The organism is Undibacterium umbellatum (assembly GCF_014284125.1).
GTDB classification, from domain to species: Bacteria; Pseudomonadota; Gammaproteobacteria; order Burkholderiales; family Burkholderiaceae_D; genus Undibacterium; species Undibacterium umbellatum.
In genome coordinates this window covers 173501-197927 of record NZ_JACOFX010000003.1, presented here as the reverse complement: position 1 = coordinate 197927, position 24427 = coordinate 173501, and the positions used below count along the sequence as shown (strand labels likewise).

The following is a 24427-nucleotide window of genomic DNA, read 5'->3' as shown; positions in this document are numbered from 1 at the left end:
GGCATAAATGCTACTTATCAGAAAATTAATCATCTGGTTTATTGGCGTTGGTTTCTTGTTAAATTGCAAAAATACATGCTCATCGCTGCATTTAGTCCAGGCAAGACATGCACCCTTGTGTACCGTTTTCAGGTATATTCCCCCCTCTTCGCCAACACTCCCCAAGCTTGATGTCTGCTCATCGTAAAAATCTGGATGGTTTTGCCATTTCGCTTATGCTTTTGCTCTGCATGTGCTGGGGTCTGCAGCAGGTGGCTGTCAAGCTGGCGGCCCCGGTAATAAGTGCCAGCATGCAATTGGGACTGCGTTCTGGCCTGGCGGCGGCGATGGTGCTGCTATTGATAATTATCAAAAAGATTCCATTTTCTTTGCGTGACAAGCATGTCTGGCCTGGTATCGCTGCGGGTGTCTTGTTTGCCATAGAATTTTTATGCATATCGCTGGGCTTGAAGTACACCACGGCTTCGCATATGTCGGTGTTTTTATATACAGCCCCTATTTTTACAGTGCTAGGCCTGCACTGGCTGATCCCGGCGGAACGTTTGCAATCAACTCAATGGATAGGTATCTTGTCTGCCTTTGCCGGGGTTGCAATTGCTTTCTCTGGGGCCTTCAGCAGCAGCCAGCGTGATGTGGCTGACATGCTCATCGGTGACAGCTTTGGCGTTGCGGCAGCAGTGCTGTGGGCAGCGACCACAATTACCATACGCAAATCCAGCTTGTCTGAAGCTGAGCCGACCACTACCCTGTTTTACCAGTTGGCGGTGGGTGCGGTGATCTTGCTGGCTTTTGTATTGCTGCGTGGCGAGAGTCTGCCTGCGCAATGGGATATGACCAGCATCATCAGCCTAGCCTTCCAGACGGTGGTGATTGCTTTTGCTAGTTACCTGACCTGGTTCTGGCTGATGCGGCGTTATCTGGCATCACGTCTTTCTGTATTTTCTTTCCTGACACCCTTGTTCGGCGTGGCCGCTGGTGTCATTCTTATGCACGATCCCATTAGCCCGCGTTTTGCGCTGGGCGCAGTACTGGTGTGTGCTGGTATTGTATTGGTGAACTTCCGTCGGACATAAAGCATGCGTCTTCTTTACTCCCTAGTATGGGGCTTTTCCCTGCCGTTTGCCCTGTTCCGCCTCTGGTGGCGTGGCCGTCTTGAGCCTGGCTATCGCCAGCATATAGGCGAGCGCCTGGGCTTTTACCCTGCCTCTGCCAGCATGCCTACGATCTGGGTGCATGCCGTCTCAGCCGGTGAAACCCGTGCGGCAGAACCGCTGATACGCGCCCTGCTGGCACGTTGCCCTGAGCGCCGTATCTTGCTGACTCACATGACCGCCACAGGTCGCGAAACTGGCGACAAGCTATTTGCCGATGTAGGCCCGCGCCTGCAACAGGCGTTTTTACCATATGACATCAACTGGATGATCCTGCGCTTCTTGCGTCATTTTTCGCCGCAATTATGCATCTTGATAGAAACAGAAGTCTGGCCCAACCTGATCGCCCAGTGTGAGGCGAAGTCCATACCGGTGACGCTGGTGAATGCCCGCCTTTCAGAAAAGTCTTTGCGCAAGGCACAGCGACTGGCTTCATTGATTTTACCTGCGGCGCGTGCCATCAGTTGCGTGGCAGCGCAATCAAATCCTGATGCGCTACGCCTGCATGAGCTGGGCATAGAACAGCCCGGTGTGACTGGCAATATGAAGTTTGATGTGACGCCTCCGCCTTTGATGGGGGAGCGCGGTGCCGCCCTGCGCCGCAGTTTTGGCGAGCGCCAGGTGATATTGTGCGCCAGTACTCGTGATGGCGAAGAGGAATTGATCTTGCAAGCCTTTGTAGAGCAAGTGCCTTTACTGCAAACCAACCCGCTGCTGATCATCACCCCGCGCCACCCGCAACGCTTTGATCATGTAGCCAGCCTGCTGGAATCACATAGTATCAAATACCTGCGCCGCTCCAGCCTGAACCATGAGGAAATCGCTCCTATAGGCGAAGATATACGGGTCGTGCTGGGTGACAGCATGGGTGAAATGTATATGTACTATGCCGCTTGCGACATTGCCTTTGTCGGCGGTAGCCTGGTGCCACTGGGAGGGCACAACCTCATCGAGGCCTGCGCCATGGGCAAGCCTGTGCTGACGGGCACGCATACCTTCAATTTTTCTGAAATCACGGAGCAGGCTATTGCCAGCGGCGCGGCCTTCCGTGTTGATGGCGCGCTCAGTCTTTTCCAGCAAGCGCATTCTTTGCTGGCAGACAAAAAACAATGCCAGCGCATGGGTGAAGCGGCTTATAACTTCTTCCTCCAGCATCAGGGGGCGACTGCGCGTACCATGCAGATGCTGGAGAAATATCTATAAGGCCGGACTATCTGCAGGAGCAATACTGTCAAGTATCTGCAAGGCGATTTCAAAATCAAACACTTGCAGTGACTGTACAAATTCTTCAGCCTGCGTCCCCAACGCCTGGCGCAGGCTGCGCTGATGGGTATTGAAATAGTCCAGCGCTTCACTGTCTGACTCTTCCAGATACTGGCGCAGCGTGGCAAATAGACGGGCGCATTCTGTCACATCAGCATCTTTGGTTGCCAACTCACTTTCTTGTTCTTGCCTGGCTGCTTCTTTTGCAGCTCGTTCTTGCAATGCCTGCTTCAATGCATGGATCAACCCGGCACTGACGGCTGTGAATTTTTGTATCAGTGCCTCATTTTCCTGCGACTTTTCTATCGCCAGCTCCAACTCGGTTGATACTTCTGCCAACTCGGTCGCACCAATATTGCCAGCAGCGCCGCGCATGGTATGGGCCTCGCGCTCGGCAGTGACACGATCCCCCTTCTCCAGCGCCAGCCTGATTTTGTCTGGCGTGGCTGCGGCGCTGTCGACGAAGATTTGCAACAGCCGCAAGTACAGGTCGAGGTTTTGTCCACAGCGGCGTAAGGCTGGTGCGACATCAACTCCGGGTATAGCCAGATCATGATCCGGCACTTCCACTTTTACTGGTTTGGCTGTGCTTGCTAATGCTGCCTCTGAGGTAGTCGGTTTGCTGCTGGCGCTGACAGGTATATCGACCTGATAGCCCGGCATGCGACGCCCACACCAGCGGCTCAGGGTAGCAAAGAAATCATCCGGGTCTATCGGTTTGGCGATATGGTCATTCATGCCGGTATCAAGGCAGCGTTGCCGTTCTTCATTCATGGCATGGGCAGTCATGGCGATAATCGGCAAGTCCAGCCATTCGGGGTAAGAACGGATGACGGTAGTCGCTGCATAGCCATCCATCTCCGGCATTTGCAAATCCATGAGGACGATGTCATAAGGATTGCCAAGATTGAGTTTGTCGATGGCGATGCGGCCATTGTCAGCCACGTCTACGACGATGCCAGCCTCAGTCATCAGTTCCGCCGCGATTTGCTGGTTGATGTGATTGTCTTCCACCAGCAAGATGCGCAAGCCTTCAAAGCGGCTGTCGTTCTGCGTCTCTGTTGCAGCGCTGACCGGTGCTTCACGCGATGTGGCACTGATGCGCAACAAAACCTCCAGCAAACCGGCCATGCCTATGGGTTTGGACAGATAGGCGACTGGCGCATAAGCCCTCGCCTGCAAAGTGGTGTCATCAAAATTCATGGTGGTCAGCATGACTACTTGCGGGGCTTCCTTGCCCATGCTGGCCGCGATGCCATTCATGGTAGCGGCACCGTCCATGTCGGGCATGTGGGCATCCAGCAAGAGCATGTCATAGGGCTGACCAAGTACGCTGGCCTCGCTGAGCATATGCAAGGCCAGCTTGCCACTGTTGGCGGCATTCACTGTCAGACCCAGTTGCTGTCCCAGTTTTTGCAAATGCTGGCGCGCCACATCATGGTCGTCCACCACCAGCAGTTTAAGATCGTGCACATGTGGCGGCAACAGGGTTTGCGTGGCAGCATTGGCAAAGGCAAACCAGCAATTGAAGTGGAAAGTGCTGCCCACCCCGACCTTGCTTTCCACCCAGATAACACCACCCATGAGTTCCACCAGATGCCGTGATATGGTCAGCCCCAGGCCAGTGCCGCCATACTTGCGCGTGGTTGAACTATCTGCCTGGGTGAAAGCCTGGAACAGGTTTTCCTGCTGCTGCTCTGTCATGCCAACACCGGTATCCTGCACACTGAATTGCAATTGCACCTTGTCGATCTCTGCCTGCACCTGCTTGACCAGGATAATGACCGAACCCTGGTCGGTAAACTTGATGGCATTGTTAACCAGATTGGTAATGATCTGGCCCAGGCGCAAGGGGTCACCGCGCATGCTGGAAGGCACATGGGTGTCGATATCAAATACCAGTTCTATGTCTTTTTCTGCCACCTTGTGGCTGACGATGGTGGCAACATCGTCGATGACATCAGCCAGCACGAATTCGGCAGATTCTATATCCAGCTTGCCCGCTTCTATCTTGGAAAAATCCAGTATGTCATTCACTACGCCAAGCAGAGATGTACCGGCGCTATGGATTTTATCGATGTAGTCACGCTGCTTCAACGTCAGGCGGGTTTTCTTGGCCAGATGAGACAGACCGATGATGGCATTCATGGGCGTGCGTATCTCATGACTCATATTCGCCAGGAAATAAGACTTGGCGACCGTGGCCTGCTCAGCCTGTTCCTTGGCTTCACGCAACTCATCTTTTTGCAGATAGGTTTCAGTTTCATCGATCCAGAAACCATTCCATATCCAGTCCCCATTGACACGCTTGGGAGCCACGGTTTGCGAACGCAGCCAGCGAACCTTGCCATCCACCAGGACACGCTGGTGGAAATTGCTGGAGCTGCGGCCATCCACCGCCCGCTTCAGGCTGGCTTCTGCCGCTTCCCTGTCTTCAGGCAGCGTGGTACGCCAGCGTGCAGTCTTGTCGGCCAGGATATCGGCAGCCGGGACGCCCATGACGTTTTTGACGTTCTCACTGACATAGGCATATTCTCTCTGACCATCCGCCCTTTCACGGAACTGGTATACCGATAAGGGTAAGACATCGGTCAGGTCGGTCAGGCGTTTGCGTTCGCGGTCAGCATCTGCGGTTCTTTGTTTGACCAACTCTTCCAGCAAGCTTTGCTGGTTGGAAAAACGCCTGACCCGCCAACGATAAATCACGTACACAACCGCCAGCAAGAGCAGGCTGACGATGCTCCGGAACCACCATTCCATCCAGAACGGTGGCGTGATGGTGATAAGCAGGCTGGCACCTTCATCATTCCACTCACCATCCTTGGTGGCAGCTCGTGTCCTGAAGATATATTCACCCGGCACCAGATTGGTGTAATTGGCAGCGCGATGGGCTCCATCTATTTGCACCCAATCTTCGTCAAAGCCATCCAGCTTGTATGCATAGCGATAATGCAGGGGATCTGAATAATTCAGTGCTGCAAACTCTATCGAAACCACACTATGTTTATAAGACAGGGTAATCGACCTGGCATCAGAAATATTGCCATCGACCTGCACCCCTAGCGGCAATTTACCTCCGCGCACCGACTGATTGAAAATTAGGAAGTCAGTAATCGTCGTCACCAACTTACTGGAGTTGTCGCGTATGGCAGCGGGATAAAACCAGGTCATCCCCTGGAAGCCACCAAAGTACAGCGCTCCATCAATATCCCGGTAGCTGGCACCCACAGTGAAGGTACCGTTGATAAGGCCATCATCTGCAGTGTATTTTTTCAATGTCTTGCGATCAGGCCCCAGCTTGTACAAGCCGCCATCGGTGCTGATCCACAGATTGCCGGCATCATCTTCAGCGAAACCCGCCGTCGCATCGTTGCCCAATGCCCCACCAAAACGGATGAAGCTGATCTTGCCATCTGCCCCTTGTACCATCTGGTTCAAACCGCTGGCTGTTCCTACCCAGATTACGCCGGCTTTGTCTTCAAACACTGCATAGACGCGGCTATGGCTGAGGCTGTTGGGATTATCCGGCTCGTGGCGGTAATGTTCAAAGCGACCAGTGTTGCGGTCCAGTTTATCGAGACCACCAAAGGTGCCTACCCACAAACGATCACGGCGATCAAACAATAAGGACACCACGCGGCCATGACTGAGGCTGTCGCTGTCCCTGGGGTTGGTCATATAGCGACGGAATTTGCCATCCTGCATGAGATTGAGCCCATCATCACTGGCCACCCACAGATTCCCCCCCTTGTCATAAGCCAGTGTATGCACAATGCTTGAGCTGAGGCTGTCAGGTTTTTTGGAATCATGCTGGAAATGCGTGGCACGTTCTGTCGCTGGATCAAACAGGTTCAGGCCATTTTGTGTGCCCACCCAAAGCTTGCCATCCGGTGCCAGCTTCACGGCCCTGATCTTGCTGTTACTGAGACTGCCTGCCTGGTTCAACTGGTGATGAAAGGCCCGTATCTGACCGGTTGTTTTGTCCAGCCTGTTGAGGCCATTGCCGGTACCTATCCAGATCACTTCTTCCGTGCTGGTAATGGCAGATACTGTGTTGCTGCTCAGGGTCTTGGCTTCGCCCGGCAAATGCAGCAAGCGCTCAAAGCCACCGCTGGCCAGGTTGGTGCGACTTGCCCCACCCAGCCAAGTGCCTACCCATAAAGTGCCAGAGCGGTCTTGCAACAAGCGGGTAACGCGGTTATCAGCCAGGCTATGCCTGTCGCTGGCATGATGACGGTAAGATGAGAATTTTTTGTCTTCCGGGTTCCTGCGCTTGAGACCATCATCCGTCCCTATCCAGAGTACACCATCGCGGTCTTCCAGCAAGGATGTGACTGGACCTGGGTCCAGTCCATCCGCCAAGCCCATACGGTTTTTTTGTGTGCGCTCGCCGCTCCACACTTCCAGACCTGCAGCCGTGGCTATCCACAAATTGCCGTGCCTGTCGTTGAGCAGGCTTTGCACATTATTGTGGCGCGGGTCAGGCCTGACATCGCTGTCGAGACGAAAATTTTCAAAGGCAGTCTTGCCACGGTACATGACGCTCAGACCAGCGTTTGTACCTACCCATAAATTGCCATCTTTATCGAGGCTGAGTGCATTCACCTGGTCACTGGCAATACTACTGGCGTCTTTGTCGTCATGGCGCAAGATCTGAAAACGCCCGCTGTCGGGATCAAAATGTGCCAGGCCATCGCCAGTCGCAAGCCATAGTCCGCCAGCACTGTCGCTGATGATGGCTTGTATCTGATTGCCACCAGAACTGCGGATATCTGACAGATTAGGCTTATACCTGACCATGGTTTCGGTCGCCATGTCATAGCGATGCAGGCCACCATTGCGCGTGCCTACCCAAATCCTGCCCTTGTCATCCTGATGCAAGGCCCAGACCCAGTTATCTGCCAGGCTGTCAGGGCGATTGGGATCATGCCGAAAAAAAGCGACCTTGGCACCATCATAGCGATGCAAACCACCCTGAGTGCCGAACCACATATAACCCTGGCGGTCTTGCAGCATGGATTGCACGGATTCATGCTGGAAGCCCTGCTCACGACCTACTTGCTCAAAGCGCAGGCTTTGCACACCGGCAGCAAAGACTGCTGAACTGGAGAGCAAGGAAAGCAGACTCAGCAGGCAGAAAAAAGCGAACAGAAACCGGGGAGATAGGTATCGCTTAGCCAAACTGTCCTGCCTCATTATCTGTCCTCAGAAATATGCGTGTTTTTATCATGGAAGTTTTAAGCAAGTATATGTTATTCAGACATCAAGAAAACATAGATATATCGATCTGGCCCCCAGATTTTTTGAGTTTGTAGGGAAATCGCGAAAATGCAGTAAAAATGGCAAGGGATAGCGATGCCGCATTTGCCAGAAAAATAGTAAAGTACCTATTTCTTTGTAAAAGCACATATCTGCCTGGCAACTCTGTTGACGAAATTTTTTGTACTTAAAAATCTGCTCATGACATCTACGTACAATGCCCGATCAGATCAACTTCAGGCATTTCGCTGCATATTCCGGCAAAAACTGAGCAGCTTCCTTTAACCAAAAAACTCGTATGTTTTTAAGGCAATTTTAGCGTGATTGTTTTGCTATTCCCGGCCTGGTAATTTGGTTTTAACTTGAAGCGGGTCAAGAAAAAATCCGGCAGCGAGGTTTATAATGGAGGCATCCGACGTCAGGATGGCAGGCACTACAGTGTCCGATTTTCAATAAAGCAATGTTTGTATCGCATGTGTTTTGCATTTTTTTGATAAATAGGACTTACACAAAATTGTCCCAGCAAGGCGTAGCGACGAAGACAGTACTTTAGTACGGCTAGGAGCTGTAACGCAGCTGGGGCTGTTTTGCGTAAGTCCCAATAAAGATGATGCCACCCTGTTTCACCAAATTGTATAGCCCCAGAGCCTAAGCCTGGTAGCCACTTTCCCTTGTTGAAATTGCTGGTCCAGACTGGCGGGCTTTAAGTTTCTCTCTGCAACAAGTAACAACGAAAACCTCTTCATATGAACGCAAATGAAAAAATTTTAGGATTGACGGAAATGTCTCCTCAGGAAATCTCCCTCGATGTCTTGCTGGAAAAATATGCCAAAGGCGATGAAGTCACCATCCATGACGTGCAGTCACGTGTTGCCAAGGCACTGGCCAGCGTAGAGCAGCCAGACTTCCAGGCGTACTACGAAGAAAAATTCTTGTGGGCACAAAAGAATGGTTTCGTCCCAGCAGGCCGTATCAATTCTGCCGCTGGCATGGACTTGCACGCCACCCTCATCAACTGCTTCGTACAACCGGTAGGTGATTCTGTTTCCAGCGCCACCGATGGCAAGCCTGGTATTTATACAGCCCTGGCAGATGCAGCAGAAACCATGCGTCGCGGTGGTGGTGTAGGCTATGACTTCTCCACCATACGCCCTAAGGATGCACTGGTACGCGGCACCCGCTCACGCGCTTCCGGCCCTGTGTCTTTCATGCAGGTTTTCAATGCATCCTGCTCGACGGTGGAATCTGCCGGTGCGCGTCGCGGTGCGCAGATGGGTGTCTTACGTGGCGACCATCCTGATATCCTTGAATTCATCCGTTCCAAAGACCAAGGTGGCCTGACCAACTTCAATATCTCCATCGGCGTTACCGATGAGTTTATGGAAGCTGTCGCCAAAGACACTGATTACTGCCTGGTCCACAAAGCTGAACCTGGTGAAGACAAAAAAGAGGCCGGCGCTTATCAGCGTGAAGATGGCCTGTGGGTATATGAAACAGTGCGTGCACGCGATCTGTGGGATGAGGTCATGAAGTCGACCTACGACCATGCAGAACCGGGCATCCTGTTTTTATCGCGCATGAATGCAGAGAATAATCTCTACTACTGCGAAAAAATCGAAGCCACCAATCCATGCGCAGAACAACCGCTGCCTGACTATGGCTGCTGCTGCCTGGGTTCGATCAACCTGACGCGCTTCATCAAGGGTGCATTCACCGATGCTGCCGAGTTTGATTTCACAGCATTCGAAGCCGTAGTGACAGTAGCGACGCGCATGCTCGACAATGTGCTCGATGCTACTGCCTGGCCTTTGCCACAGCAAAAAGCTGAAGCCATGTCCAAGCGCCGCGTGGGCCTGGGCTTCCTTGGCCTGGGCAGCAGCCTGGTCATGCTGGGCCAGCGTTATGACTCTGATGCAGGGCGTGCTTTCGCGCAAAAAGTATCTGAAGTCATGCGCGATGCCGCCTACCTTGCATCGGCAGAACTGGCCAAGGAAAAAGGCCAGTTCCCATTGTTTGACAGCACAAAATACTTATCAGGTGCTTTCGCCAAACGCCTGCCCAAAAATGTGCGAAATGCGATTTCCAAGCATGGCTTGCGCAATTCCCATTTGCTGTCGATCGCCCCTACCGGCACCATCACCCTGGCCTTTGCTGACAATGCATCGAACGGCATAGAACCAGCTTTCTCTTGGGTGTATAACCGCAAGAAACGCATGGCTGTTGGCGATGCAAAAATCTATGAAGTGGCTGACCATGCATGGCGCTTGTACCGCCATCTGGGCAATGATGTCTCCGACGACAGCAAGTTGCCTAAGCAGTTTGTCACCGCTCTCAATATGTCTGCCAGCGACCACATGAAGATGTTGCAGGTAGTACAGCCTTACGTAGATTCTGCGATTTCCAAAACCGTTAACGTACCGGCAGATTATCCTTACGAAGATTTCCAGAACCTGTACATGGATGCCTGGCGCGCTGGCCTCAAAGGCCTGGCAACTTACCGCCCGAATAGCATACTCGGCAGCGTTTTATCTGTCTCCACTGAAGCCGCACCAGAAGTCAAGCAGACACCGGACGACGACCTGCTGCGCAAGCAATTCGATGGCCGCCCGTTTGGCGATCTCGAATCGGTCACCTCCAAAGTGCAGTACATGACTTACGAAGGCAAGAAGACTGTCTACCTGACCGTCAGCTTCATTCACATAGATGGCATGGTCGGTGGCGAGCGCGCGACGATAGAGCGCCCGTTTGAATTCTTCATGCCTGCGGGCCAGAAGAATGATGGCCAGCAATGGATATCAGCCAGCATGCGCTTGCTGTCCATGGCAGCGCGCTCAGGTGGTTCCATCGCCAAGGCACTGGCAGACATGCGTGAAGTGGTGTGGGACAAGGGCACAGTACGCTGCGGCATGATCACAAAGGACGATGGCTCACAAGCACCTTTGTTCCATGAATCCGAAGTCGCTGCCATCGGTTACTCGCTACAACGCATACTGATGAAACGCGGCTTCCTCGACGCCGCAGGCAACCAGATCCCTATCACTGTACTGGCAGAAAAGTTCAAGCAAAGAAGCCACCACTATGGCATGGACGACCTGGCCTATGAAGGCGAAAACGCAGCACCGATCAGCTATATCCCGACAGGCAAAAAATGCCCGGATTGCGGCGCACATGCCTTACAAAAAATAGATGGCTGCAGCCGTTGTGTTTCTTGTGGCTATGTTGGTGCTTGTGGTTAATATTTGTGGTAAGGACTTTTAAGCAGCTTTGTAGCTTTTACCAAAAGCTGCTATTTTTATTGCATAAGTCGCTATATGACTGGGAGATAGCAGTAGTGGGTGAAACTAGAAAATTCTGAGCCGGTTGCTCTTGGAGATGTCGACTCAGATTGTGCTTTAAAGATAGTTAAATAGAATGGGAAGTTCGTATTTTCGAACTTCCCATTTTTTATGTTAATCAGAGTATTTCAGTCGGGCAGTGAGGTATTGAGTAAAAAATTTTACTCAACAAACTATACGAGAAGTCACAGATACTTATTCATTACCGTGTGTATGCGTGAGGCAATTGATGTGTCACCAGGCAGTCGCACAAACGAAACAACCCTGCTGTTCGTTTGCTCGCTGATTTGCCCCTTTTGGTTCAAATAACCACGCAAGCGCATAGGGCTCATCAGTATTTACTGGCAAACGCAATAGAACCAATTGACTACAAGCACTTATCTTAAATGCATGCAATAATGGCATTCTACGGCTGAATGTCTTATCCGTTTATCCGTAATCGCATCCCTCGTACTCACCTGGGGAACCAGAGTTGAGTCCGCATCATCACTTTTAACTCCTCCTAGGGTTCCTGCATGAAACCGAAATGGCAACCGATTCCTCTTCCGGGCGACATCGCCCCCTATGGCGATTCCGCCTTGCAACCCTACCTCGACAAGGGTAAAGCTGTTGTCGTTGCTGGCGGACCTTTGGGTCTGTCACTCGTCAAGGTAAATGCGAATCCCTACCTCATGACGTCGATTCAGGCACAGTCGCGCATCACCGGATTCGCAGTGCACTCGGGCGAACTTTTCTTGCAGGATGGGCCTGTACTGAGTCGATGGGAGCTCACCAACGGCACCTGCGTGGCAGCCATCAACTTGCTCAATCCCAAACTTGCATGGAAGCTTGCTGACGGCGCGGTGAACTGGAGCTTGTTGCACGGGCTCGATAATTCGCAAAACAACAAAAAACTCGCACTAATGAGCGCCCGCCGCAAGGCCGAGTGGCTCACATTGCTTGAAAACTGCGAAGCATTCCAGCGTGACTCCTCCGCAACCCGCGCGCCTGACGAACAGGCAAAGCTGCTCGCGATGATCAGCGACCTGGTACAACTCATTGGCGCGAACCGCGGCCAGATCCGTTCCCAGTTGGCGGCAGCCGAGGAGGCTGCAGCACAAATGATTTTCTCGGCGCCGGTAGTTCGCACTCACCAGGTGGCAGCAAAGGCTGGCGCGCTGGTGTATGTGATAGGCCGTGACGGAACTCTCCATCCGCTTGACGACAAGCTACAGCGCATGGGCACCGCCCGCCATGACAACAGCGCGCGGCCCGCACTTGCGATGATAGAGTCTGAAACCGAAGCCCATAGCGACGAATTTGCGTGTCGCCTTTTCTACGTGACTGGTGAAGGCCTGGTGCGCGAGATTGAAGGCAATTCATTACCGCCCGCGGTCAAAGGTGAATGGAGAGCCCGCGGGCGCTCCAGCCTGCAGCCCGGCATCAGGCCACGCATAGACTCAGGCCTGCTCTGGGGAAACGATGCGCAAGAGACCGGAGTGTTCGCGCTGCCTATAGACGAGCCCGGCTCAGCATCGCGTATCAAGCTTGCGCAGGGTGAGGAATGGCGCTGGCTGGAACTGCCAAAAAAAGGGCAGCTCGCTCTCGTTTGCACCGACACATCATCGCGCCTGATCTCGTTCGCCAAGAGTAATGTCACGCCTGAACGATGGGGCGCGCGCAAAGACAGCACGTCGCATTACAGCAGTTTCCTCGAAACTGAGGGCAGGCCTCTGATGGTCGCCGAATTCGATCGCGAACCCCGCCAGCCTGGTGCCGCCCTGAGCTTCAGGGTACTGGTTGCAAACAACGTGGATGCAGCCGACCAAAGGGCAGTTGCCTGGTATCCGCCACCGCCAGAAAGTATCCGCAATGGCACACTGGAAGCGTTTTCCTCGACAGCCAAGCCGCCAGTGAGCATACGCACACAGGTGACGATTTCCATGATAGATGCGTATATGATTGCGCGGGACAGCAGCACACGCGAGCAGTTGCATGCGCTGCTGGCAGACGGCGCGGCATCCTGGCGCACGCACAAGGAAAAAATCCTGAAACCCTACGCAGATGCCGTCGCGGCAGCCGCAGCGCTAGGCGAACTGCCACTGCCACCAATGGCTGGCAAACATGCTCTCTATTCCTACCAGGTAGGTGCAGCAGTCACCAGCGAAGATGCTGAAAACGCACGCAAGGTACTGGAGCGCATGCGCGATCTCGCAAATCCAGTATTCGTGCGTGTTATCTACTCAAGCGCGGACGAGGCCTGGGGCGGCACTGAGGTCAACCACAGATCGCACCCTTTGGCGAACGAGCGCGTAGAACTTCAATTTAGCAATGGCGACCGCATAAGCACAAGCACCGATGCAAATGGCGACGCCGCACTCCCGTTCTCGCGGCTGGGATTCACCGTCACATCCGCCTCTGCCTCTCCCCGGGCGGTCGACTCCAGAGCAAGATCCTTGCCCACCGTTCTCAAAGACCGAACAGGCAACGAGATCGTCATTCATTACGTTAAACGGCTTGATACAGGCGGCGGCCGCTTCCCAAGGAAACCTACATGACTACTACTATTGCTGCACTCCCCACACCCGAGCGCCTTGGCGAACTATGGCGTTTCGATGGCTTTGGCGCACTCTCGCCGCAGCAACCCCTGGTTGTCGCAGGTGACCGGCTGCTCGGTGTTGCGGGAAGCACACTGTTCGCGATCGACATCTTTCGTGGCAAGGAACCCCTGCCCGATGCGCAGGTCGCCGAGCCGGGTTTTCCGTACACGTTCAAATCGCATTACGGTGATGACCCTTATCTCGTCGCCGCAGCGGGTGTCGTGTATTTCATGGATGGCGAAGAACTTACCGCATTGCGACTGGCTGATGGCCAGCCACTGAAGAAGCGCAACAAAAAAGGTGACTGGGAGCTTTGGGAAGCACCGCGGCTCTCGCAGGTCAGCGGCCTGGTCGCCGCAAAAGACAAAATCATCGCCGTGCACATCGGCGATTCAGGTAACACGGAAGTTTCCGGTTTTGTAGCCGTCAACGGCGAGCCTGCGTTCGGCCCTCTGGTCATCAGTGACCTGAGTCCCGGCACTGTAAGCTATGGCGAAGGCGCAGTATTCTTCGTGGCAGACGGCAAGCTTCACGCAGTCAACGTAGATTTCGGCGATGACAGGTTCAAGTACACGAAAGGCGGTATTTCTTCAGAGCCCCTGCATGCAAACGTAAAGCCCTGCGTTGCCAGGGACGTCGTCATCGCTGCCAGCTCGTCGCTGCATTTCTTCGATGTCAAGACAGGTGCTGAGGTGTTTTCTGCCATCAAGCCCACGAATGCAAATGATGTATGGCTGTCGCCTGTGCTGGCTGAAAAAGCAGGCCTGTTCATCGCAAGCAATAGCAGTGAAGTGATTGCAGTACGCACCACGGATGGCAGCGTCGCCTGGCGCACCAAGCTCAACAAGCCCGGTTTGCCATCGCTGCTTGCAGGCCGCGTCATGGTGACCTCGGATAACCGCAGGATGCTCTCGACGTTGCTATTGTCTACCGGCGAGATAGAACGCCGTATGGAACTTCCCGAGATAGCGGGTGATCATTCACCTGTCGTCGCGAACGACACGGTGTTTATTCCTGACGTTGGTGGCTCGCTCGAAGCGCGGCCCTTTGCGCGCCAGCATGCCGCACTGTTTGACGGTATCAGTTCCTGCATTGACGTAGAGGCAGATGGCAAGCAGTTCGACTTTGGCATGGAAGACTTCAGTATCGAAGCGTGGATACGTTCCAGCGAAGGTGGCGAGATCGTCTCCAGCCACGTCACAGAGGCTGGCTCGAAAGAACATGGTTTTCGTCTTAACCTTGGCGAAAACGGTGAATTGCGCGTCGCGATCGTTGATGCAACAGCGAAGCGTGTGCATGCAGGCCGCACGCGCGAAACACATGCCAACGATGGCGAGTGGCATCACATCGCACTGATACGGCGTGACCAGACACTGCTCGCGCTGCTTGATGGTAAATCGCTGGACGTCTTCTTCCGCGACGATTCGCAGGCAGGCCTCTCTATCGGTGGCAAGAGCGCGCTCACTATCGGTGCGGCACGGCCGTCAGCAGGCGGACAGGCTGAACAACACTTCAACGGACTGATCCGCGAATTGCGTATCTGGGATCGCGCACTCGACGTCGCTACCGTGCAAAACAACCGTCATGTGGCACTCACCGGCAATGAACCGCGTCTGAAAGGCCTGTGGACACTGTCAGAAAAACATCTTCCTGGCAAGGAAACACCAGTAGTAAATGCCGTCGCAAGACACGCCAGCAAAGCAACTTTCAAAAACGCGGCCTCGACACCTACCGACCTCACACTCGACAATGCCGGTTTCCCGTATCTGCTGCATGAAGTGCAGAGTCACTGGCCTTATGCTGGCACCTGGGCTGCACGCGGTCAGCAACCGGTAGATACAGCGGCAGCGCTGACAGGCGGTGCGATTGCATTTGGCACGAGCAACGCGCTATACGGTGTTCGTCGCGCTGATGGACGCCGGATGTGGCAGATCGATATGCCAGGTGCAGCTTCAGCACCAGTGGCAGACTCAGGTCGCTTTTTCGTATTGACTAGCGATGATGGTCTTATCGGTGTGAATGCAGTGACCGGTGAATACGCACGCATCGATGCTTTCGCCGGTTTCATGAGGCCGACCAATGCGCAGCTCGCCGCGCCAGCCGTCACACAGACACATCTTGCAGCAGGCACGCCTGCGGGCGAAATTCGTATCGTCGACCGGCTCGCTGTACCTGTCGGCGTTCGCAATATTTCTGTATCGGCTGCGGTGCGCCAGTTGACTCTAGGCGACAAGCATCTGTTCGCCTTATGTGGTTCACCGGGCGCACTCAAGATGGTCAGCATCGATCTGGCAAGCGGAAACCAGGCGAGTACGCCAGTAAGCACGGATGCTTACGCAGCGAGCCGCGAATGGCTGTTCTGCGTGTGCGACGCCAAACTCACACGTGTTGCGGCCGATAATGCTGCTGTGGTTCTGCAGGCCAATGCCGCTGTCAATGGTGCGATAAGCGGGATCGCCGCAAGGCTGGACCGCGACCTCGTCGTCGTTGGAACCGACAAGGGCGAGGTCTACGGATTTGCCATCTCTGACCTGGCGCTACGCTGGAGCGTGAAACTACCGGCAAGTCACGCACTCAAAACGCATGAAGCTCATTCAGTGTACGCGCCGGTGTTCGATGCCGCCGGACGTGTTTGCTGCACAACGAGCTCGGGAACGATTGCCATTCTCGATCCTGTGACAGGCGCGCGCGTCGGCCTGTATTTCAATGACCAGGGCATTGTAACGCCTGCTGCATTTTCCGCGGCCACGGCTTACTATGGCTGCGCCGATGCGGTTGACGCTAACGCCTTCAGGGACGGCGCGCTGCACAGCGTCGTCTTCGGCGACACCATGGTGCTGCGACTCGGGCTCAATGAACTGGGCATGCCTTCCAAGGCAGAACCCTACGCCATGGTCGATATTCCAGCGGTCGATGCTGCGAAACACACCCTGCATTTGATGGACCCTTCGTTCAGTTGCATAGAAGCCTGGGTCAACGTGCCGGATGCGCAAGTAGATTCCAAACGGCGGCCTGGCGGTGGCGTGCTCGGCATCTGCCCAACACAAAACGGCGAGTTTGACGTCAATCTTGAAATCGATGAAGACGGCACGCTGCACTACCACGCACGTTCTCTGCAACGCGGCAAGTGGAAAATGCTGAAGCTGAGTGCAGATGCCAAACTGAGTGACGGCAGCTGGCATCACATCGCAGTCTCGCGCTCGACCGAGCAGTCGGCGATCATTTATATCGATGGCGTGGCCGTGCCAAATTTGACGAGCACCCTGGTCGAGGAAGCACCATCGCACACCTCATCTGGCCTGAAAGCCTTCATCGGTGCGGCAGCAGGCCCGAATCTGGACGCGGTGCGCCCTTTCTGCGGCATGATTGCGGATGTACGTGTGTGGGATACCTATCTCAAGCCTGCGGAAATTGCAGCACGCATGTACGTAAAACTGCGCGGCAGCGAGCCTGACCTGTTGGCCTTCTGGAACTTCGACCGTCAGAACGTCAATGACGCGGGTGTCGACCATCACCACGGCACGATCGTCGGCGTGGGCCAGGACCCGGTCTGGTGGTTGTCGGATCTGGCTTTCGAGAAACCCTCGTATCCCTATGTATCGACCCAGGCGAGCATAGTACGCAATGTCGCTGGCGAGCCCAAGACCTACCAGATGACTTGCAAGGTACACCGTGCCGACGGCAGCGGTATGGCAGGACAAGCAATGAACCTCTGGTATGTGCGTAATCGTGACGACCAGCCTGAATCGGTTCTCTTCAATTCAGACGGCATCACCGGTTCGCGATCTGCAGAGGAACCTGAACCGGGCGTAGCTTCGCCAGATGGCAAACAGCGTGTATTCTCGACGACCACGGGCAACGACGGAAGCATTTCCTTCTTCGTGACGCCCTCACGCGTAGATCACACGCCAGCCATTGACCTGCGCGCAGGTTTCATGGCGAGTTACGAACGCTTCCACGTCAACGTCCTGATGGACGAACAGATGCTGGTGCCAGCAACACCACCCACACTCAGCGTGCAAAGCAAGCTGATCCAGGACTATGCCTATACCAGCGGCAACAAAATCGACGAGAGCCGCGATCGCTCAACCTGGAGAACAGTAATCCGCGTTACCAACCCTGACGGCACGGTCGTGATCGGTGAACCAGTGTCCTTGTGGGGTGACGAGCAAACCACCGTACAGGTTGCGGGCCGCTCGTATGCGATCAACAAGGAGAACAGTGCAGAACTCACGACCGACAGCCAGGGCGAAGTCATCATCATTTCTGATGCATCAGCATTAACCGCGCCCATCCTGATGGCGCGGGCTGGCTTCATGCACAGGAATGACCGGGTAGTGATCGCGGCCGATCAGGAGTTGCATCGCAAACTTGCCAACGTGCGCGGTTCCGATTTCATGGAAAAACGCACCACACGATGGAAACCAGGCATGAAGGAAGGCGATGGTGAAGCCTTGCTCGCGCCGGACTATGCGCAGCACGCAGACAAGGTAGCCAATGCAATCACGACTGTAATGGCATCGGCGAAACCAGTTGATCCGGCTGCGTCCAAGGAGCCGCGTGGCGATGCGCATATGCTGCGTTCAAAGGCACGCAAGCAGGCCAAGCGAAATCTGCATGGTGCGGAAAGAGCACTTTTTGATGCGCAGCCTATGCGTCAACCACAGCGCCCTGCTGGCAGCGACCGCGTCGCAACCTTCCGCACCATGACTCACCTGCCTATGCAGCAAGCGCTCAATCCCGAAGCGACCCGTGCAGCGCTCAAATCCAATCTTGGATTTGTGTTTGAGGCCATCAACGACCCGCACGGCAATCAGGGGCTGCGCTTTGAGATGCTTGAAACGCAGGCAGAGGTAGACGAAGAACGCGGCGAGGCGACTCCTGAACGCGTGTTGCTGCGTAGTTTTTTCGGCGACCTGTGGGAGGGTATCAAGGATGTGGCAACGGATATCTATGAAGGTGCCGTGAAAATCGTGGTCTCCATCGCCGATACGGTCGAACTCGCTATCACCAAGATGGTCGATGGCGTGCTGAGCGTGGTCCATACCGTCGTTAATTCGGTGGTTGAAGCGGCGAATGCTGTCGCGGGCTTCTTCGAGCAAATCGGTGTGATGATCATGAAAGCGATCGAGTTCCTGCGCGCCCTCTTCAACTGGAAGGCTATTCTTGAAGCGAAAAACATCATCAAGGGCGTCATTGAACTGAGCCTTGACGCCACCAAGCGCGCCATGTCTCCCGCAAAAATTGAGGCTGCATTTCTGCCTCTCATTGACGCGATTGCGGTCAAACCGAAGATGAGGAACGAGAGTGTGAATGGAGGAGCGGCTAGCGCAGGAGAATCCGACTCGCCAGCTCTCAATGAATCGCGCGGTGTGCAGGGGCAGATGGTGATACAAAAGTCGCGGGAAAACCCAGTCACCGGTGTGACTTCAGCCGGACCAACTATCGCCGTCAGTAGCGAAAGTCCTTTCGACGATCTGATCAGCAGTATTCCGTCATTGATTTCCGGCTTGCTCGACACATCGCTTTCCGAGATGGTGGACAAACTTCTCGCTGTCCTGAAGAAAGGCGCAGAGACGAGCATCCGGCTAATGATCAAGGAGCTCACTGCAGTGAGTGGCGCGCTGATCGAAGGACTGGACTGGATCATGAAGATTCTGAAAACAGAAATCAGGGTTCCCTTCCTCAGCGATTTGTACCGGTGGATCACAGGTTCGGAACTATCACTCCTCGATCTGGTCTGTCTCGGCCTTGCTGTGCCAGTGCATATAGCACATCTGGTCGTCACGACGCTGTCAGGCCGGATGAGCACTTTTGCTGAAGACAACAAGGGTCTCGTTGAGAGCATGAAACGTGCCGAACAGGGCAAGGCACCGCGCACCTTACGCAAGACTACAGGTTCTCTACAGCTGTCCAGGGTACCCAAAGAACCATATAAAATGGACACGTCCAGCGAAACTTTAATCATCGTGCTGCGCTCGATCAATCTCATCTCCGGCCTGGCATCCGACGCTCTCTTCACCAAGAGTGTGAGCTCAGGCGGTATCGGCGCGGCGTCACAGGCCGAAGCTCGTGTGCGTGGAATGATGAAAATGCTAAAGGGCGCGACCGGAATAGCCGCTTCCTTTTTGCAGACTCTCAAGTGGACGCCAGCATTCAACGACCGAATGGAGAGCGGACTGAGCCCCGAAGCTTGGGAGATTGTCAAACCTAAAGAGTGGATGACGTATAGTGTTCTCAGCGTACTGGTCCTGGGTGACGCAATCACGTTGCTCGGCGGTGTCTACCAAGTCGTGCGTCCGCCTGCCCCTCAGCAATTGAGCGAGCTAGGCGGCGGGATCGCTGGTAGTTGGCTCGACCAGAAAGAAGCTATGATTGCCAAGTGTGCGCCTATTGCATGCATCTGCCTGCTTGTCGCACGGACTATAATTTACCATCAAGCGATGACGGTTCTTGATCAGGATAGGGCACACGAGAATCTCAAGATGCAAACGCGTTTGTATTTTATCCGGGACGTCTCCATGATCGTGGCGCGCATGCCCTGGTTCATGTTCACCCAGACAGGCGCGAACTGGTTCCGCCAGTCGACTGGCGGTGCCGTGACGGCAATCTACGCAGTAGTGACTGGCGTGCGCGCGTTGGCAAGCGGTACTGCGCTGGTAACGCACAGTTTGGCTAGCTTGAAATACGGTAACGAGGATTAGGTGAGTGCTGGTTTCCGGGCGGTTCCTCTTTCCTCGATAGGGGAGCCGCCCGGTCCATTCAAATCCAAGAAAGTAGATACGACTTATTCAAAAATACAGATTACTAATGAACAAAAATCCTGGAAGGTAATTTAGATAAGCAACTGCTCTCTAAAGAACTGATCAAGGAAATCACTAAGCCTGCACAACTTGTGATTACGTGATTAAGCGTGCAGGCAACCAGAAAAGCAATTGCAAAAGCCGTTCAGTTGAAAATTGAACGGCTTTTCATACATTTTATTTGAAGCGATGACTTCTATTAAAAGCCTCCAAGTCTATTCTGCCGCTCAAAACTTCAGAAACATAGGAGCCAGCTGACGACGCAATATCTTCCGTCAATATATATTGCAGATACGCAATCGAAAAAAGGGCAGATGATTTTTTAATGCATTTAAATCTTCAATGTTTTCTTTCGACAACATCGAAAATGAAGCAACGCTAGCCCTTTCATCTTCCCTCAAACTTCTTGGTAATTTTTTCTCGACAAACTTTTTAAGTGCGTGGTAAAGCGTTGTCATTATTTTCTTCTCTGGTTTTCATTTTTTCCCAAGCATTAAGCCTGCAGGTATTTACTAGCCAGGTCGAATAGCAAATCTGTTTGAGGATGCACGCTTGTTCCCGTGATCAGTGCCAGCTTGAGTGCCAGCTCATCTCCTTCTTTCAGCTTGCGGTAAGACACTCCATGCAGGCGCAGTGCCTTGAACGATGCGGGCAGCAAGGCTATGCCTTTTCCAGAGGCAACGTCACTCAACAGGACATGGTGGTCATTCGGCTCGAGCAAAAAGCGGGGCGCAAAATGATGCTGCCGGAAAATCTCATGGCAGTAATCAAAAAATGCGGGTTGGCGCGCACGTTCAAAATGATACACAGGCTCGCTGGCGATATCAGCCAATGACAATTGCCGGCGACTGGCCAGGGGATGTTTGCTCGCTAATGCCACCATCATGGCTTGCTGGCCTAGCGACTGAACAGGAAAATCCAGTGTCCGGGTCGGCATGGCTATCACGGCAGCATCAACGCGCCCCGCCTTGATTGCCGCCACCAGCTTTGGTGAATTATCGTATGTGATTTCCACGGACATGTCAGGCATGGCAGTTGCTACTGCCTGTGTCAATACATTGAAACTGCCAGCTTCAACCGAAGTCGTCAGGCCCAGGCGCAAATGGGATGGTTCAACCAGGCTGGCCATAAAGGTCTCAGTTTCATCCAGCATCGCCAGTATGGCCAGTGCGCGTGGCAGCAAGAGTTTCCCAGCCGTGGTCAGTTGCACGTTCTGCGTATCACGCAAGAACAATTTGACGCCTAGCCGCTGCTCCAGATTTTGAATCGCCCGCGATAAAGGTGGCTGCGTGATATGCAATTGCTCGGCTGCCAGACGGAAATTCAGTGTCTGCGCTGTGACTACAAACATGTGCAACAGGTGGGTGTTTATTTTACTCATACCGAAAAGGTATCACGCATTTGGTATTTCCACAAAGCTCATCTGTTGCCTATGCTGGCGCTTTCACTCAAGCAAACAGGGAAAGCATCATGAAACAAAGGAAAATAGGAAACAGTGGCATGGCGACTTCCGCGATGGGACTCGGTTGTATGGGCATGTCTGAATTTTACGGCAATGCTGACGATGCCGGTTCACTGGCGACCCTGGACGCTGCCTTTGAAGCTGGTGTCACCTTATTTGATACCGCCGACGCCTATGGCATGGGGAAAAATGAAGAGCTGCTCGGTCGCTTTATCAAGGGCAAGAATGACAAGCTGCGCATCGCTAGCAAGTTTGGCCTGATTCGCAAGGAAGGCAGTTATGAACGACGGGTCGATAATAGCCCGGCCTATATACGCACTGCAGTCGAAGCTTCGTTGCGCCGACTGGGCATTGAAGCTATCGATCTTTACTACATCCACAGGCTGAATCTGGACACTCCGCTGGAAGTATCCATAGGCACTCTGAGCGATCTGGTTGCTGAAGGAAAAATACGGGCGATCGGCTTATGTGAGGTGTCGCCAGAAACCTTGCGTCAGGCCTCCACCATTCACCCTGTCGCGGCAGTGCAAAGCGAATATTCCTTGTGGACCAGAGATCCTGAAGCGGGTGTGCTGCAAGCTTGCCGTGAAGTCGGTGCCAGCTTCATTGCGTACAGCCCACTGGGACGTGGGTTTTTAACAGGGGCAATTCAGGATAGAACCAGTCTGTCCAAAGGAGATTTTCGTAGTTTCAATCCACGCTTCTCGGATGAAAACCTGGTACGCAACCTGGCGATAGTCGAGGTCATCAAACAATTCTCGCTGGACATGGGTTGCACTCCCGCTCAACTGGCGCTGGCCTGGTTGTTGGCTCAAGGCGAAGACATCATCCCCATCCCCGGCACCAAACGTATCAGCTACCTGCATGAAAACCTGACAGCTATCCAGATTTCTCTCAGCAAGTCGGACCTGGATAAAATCTCTCAGGCATTGCCTGCAGGTATGGCTGCAGGAGAACGTTATACCGAGGAAGGTATGAAAGGCATGCATGCATGAATGCATGATATTGAATGTGCAAGCCAGAACTTTTGTAAGGTATGAAGCCAAAAACCTTTCCCTAGCCATTGCGGTAGGCTTTTCAACGCATGCAGCATCCTTGCCGGATATGCTATTGTCTTGAAAAGCCGTAAAGGACAGGAGTTTTTCCTGGAACTCATTTCATAAATAGGGATGAATACTAGAACTCATTTCATAAATAGGATCACTAGTGTCCCAACGTTTTCACATCAGGGGTTCGTAAGTCAATGATTTGTTTGCACAAATTGATGTTTTTATCTGGTCTCGATTTGAACGTCGAGGTGCAGAATTGGAGCTTTTTGCGGATATCCGCCAAAGGCTCCTATGCATCAGGGCAAACTCGTTTTCTCGCAGGTCATGACGTATTTGCCGCTGACCACCTTTCGACGATGTGTGGCAGCCCACAGGGGCGAGCACAAGGTCAAGGATTTTTCCTGCCTGGATCAATTCTTCGCCATGGCATTTGCGCAGTTGACCTATCGAGAATCGCTTCGAGATATCGAGGTCAATTTGCGCGCCCAATCCCATCGGTTGTATCACATGGGATTCCGCTGCGCGACGATTTCCCGCAATACGCTGGCCAATGCAAACGCCACGCGCCCCTGGCAAATCTATGCCGATCTGGCGCAACATCTGATTGCGATGGCGCGTCCGTTGTACGCCAGCGAACCATTTGGCGTGGATCTCGATGCAACGGTCTATGCGTTCGATGCCACTACCATCGACCTGTGTTTATCGGTTTATCCGTGGGCGCCTTTCCGGTCCGCCAAGGCGGCAATCAAGTTGCACACGCTGCTGGACCTGCGCGGCTCTATTCCCAGCTTCATTCATATCACCGACGGCAAGACCCACGAGGTCAATATTCTCGACGATCTGGTCATCGAGCCAGGAGCATATTACCTGATGGATCGCGGCTATCTGGACTTCGCCCGGCTGTACAGCTTGCATGCGACGGGGGCCTTTTTTGTCACCAGAGCAAAAAGCAATACCAAGTTCAAGCGCCGGTACTCGCATCCAGTCGATCGAGCGACGAGCAACGTTATCTGCGATCAAACGGGTGTGCTTCCACTCTTCTACACAAGCAAGCATTACCCGGCGAGTTTGCGTCGTGTCGTCGTCAAGGACGACGCTGGGGAACGCCTCATTTTTTTGACCAACAATTTCGCTCTCAAACCAGAGATGATTGCGGCACTTTACAAGCAACGCTGGCAGGTCGAATTGTTTTTCAAGTGGATCAAGCAACATTTGCGTATCAAGACCTTTCTGGGAACGAGCGAGAATGCCGTGAAGACGCAAATATGGATCGCGGTCTGTACTTACGTACTCATCGCTATCGTCAAAAAACGTCTGCATTTGCCTCACAGTCTTTACGAAATCCTACAAATCCTGAGTCTCACCATGTTTGAAACAACGCCAATAAATCAACTACTTACGCCGTCATCGGGAAATCTCAATGACGATAATCAACCAAAACAGATGTCTCTCCTATGAGAAACGTTGGGACACTAGTGAAATAGGATGAGTGCGAACAAGGCGATTTGGGATGCAGTGCAAGGCGT

General features: G+C 53.5%; 10 protein-coding genes. 7 read left to right on the top strand and 3 right to left on the bottom strand.

The features are described from left to right. Window positions 1–170 precede the first annotated feature (170 nt). Window positions 171–1073 carry a DMT family transporter gene (locus H8L47_RS09095; RefSeq protein WP_186953270.1) on the top strand — a complete coding sequence of 301 codons (903 nt, stop codon included), beginning with the start codon at window positions 171–173 and terminating at the stop codon, window positions 1071–1073. Window positions 1074–1076: 3 nt separating this feature from the next. Beyond that, a complete protein-coding gene (waaA, locus tag H8L47_RS09090; protein ID WP_186953269.1) occupies window positions 1077–2354 on the top strand; it encodes a lipid IV(A) 3-deoxy-D-manno-octulosonic acid transferase in 1278 nt (425 codons plus the stop codon). On the opposite strand, the gene H8L47_RS09085 is transcribed toward waaA, so the two are convergent. Further along, a complete protein-coding gene (locus H8L47_RS09085) occupies window positions 2349–7529 on the bottom strand; it encodes a two-component regulator propeller domain-containing protein (protein ID WP_186953268.1) in 5181 nt (1726 codons plus the stop codon). The two genes, waaA and H8L47_RS09085, sit on opposite strands and share 6 nt — an antisense overlap. Before the next feature lie 890 nt (window positions 7530–8419). Between H8L47_RS09085 and H8L47_RS09080 the strand changes: the two genes are divergently transcribed. From H8L47_RS09080 to H8L47_RS09070, 3 genes are all read left to right on the top strand, one after another. Beyond that, window positions 8420–10909: an adenosylcobalamin-dependent ribonucleoside-diphosphate reductase gene (locus tag H8L47_RS09080; RefSeq protein WP_186953267.1), complete on the top strand. Its 2490-nt coding sequence runs from the start codon at window positions 8420–8422 to the stop codon at window positions 10907–10909. An 812-nt stretch (window positions 10910–11721) separates the two neighbouring features. Further along, window positions 11722–13545 (top strand): hypothetical protein, encoded by a 1824-nt coding sequence (locus H8L47_RS09075; protein ID WP_222616466.1) that lies wholly within the window; start codon window positions 11722–11724, stop codon window positions 13543–13545. Beyond that, a complete protein-coding gene (locus H8L47_RS09070; protein WP_186953265.1) occupies window positions 13542–20291 on the top strand; it encodes a LamG-like jellyroll fold domain-containing protein in 6750 nt (2249 codons plus the stop codon). The genes H8L47_RS09075 and H8L47_RS09070 overlap by 4 nt, the downstream gene beginning before the upstream one ends. A 374-nt stretch (window positions 20292–20665) precedes the next feature. Here H8L47_RS09070 and H8L47_RS09065 read toward each other — a convergent pair whose 3' ends face one another. Together H8L47_RS09065 and H8L47_RS09060 are read right to left on the bottom strand one after the other, a co-directional pair. Next, window positions 20666–20848 carry a hypothetical protein gene (locus tag H8L47_RS09065; protein ID WP_186953264.1) on the bottom strand — a complete coding sequence of 61 codons (183 nt, stop codon included), beginning with the start codon at window positions 20846–20848 and terminating at the stop codon, window positions 20666–20668. A 35-nt stretch (window positions 20849–20883) separates the two neighbouring features. Beyond that, on the bottom strand, window positions 20884–21771 hold the full coding sequence (locus tag H8L47_RS09060) for a LysR family transcriptional regulator (protein WP_186953263.1): 888 nt from the start codon (window positions 21769–21771) through the stop codon (window positions 20884–20886). Between the two features lie 89 nt (window positions 21772–21860). Between H8L47_RS09060 and H8L47_RS09055 the strand changes: the two genes are divergently transcribed. Beyond that, entirely contained in the window at window positions 21861–22847 is a 987-nt protein-coding gene (locus H8L47_RS09055) for an aldo/keto reductase (RefSeq protein WP_186953262.1), read from the top strand. A gap of 345 nt (window positions 22848–23192) precedes the next feature. Further along, on the top strand, window positions 23193–24359 hold the full coding sequence (locus H8L47_RS09050; RefSeq protein WP_186953261.1) for an IS4 family transposase: 1167 nt from the start codon (window positions 23193–23195) through the stop codon (window positions 24357–24359). Window positions 24360–24427: the final 68 nt, after the last annotated feature.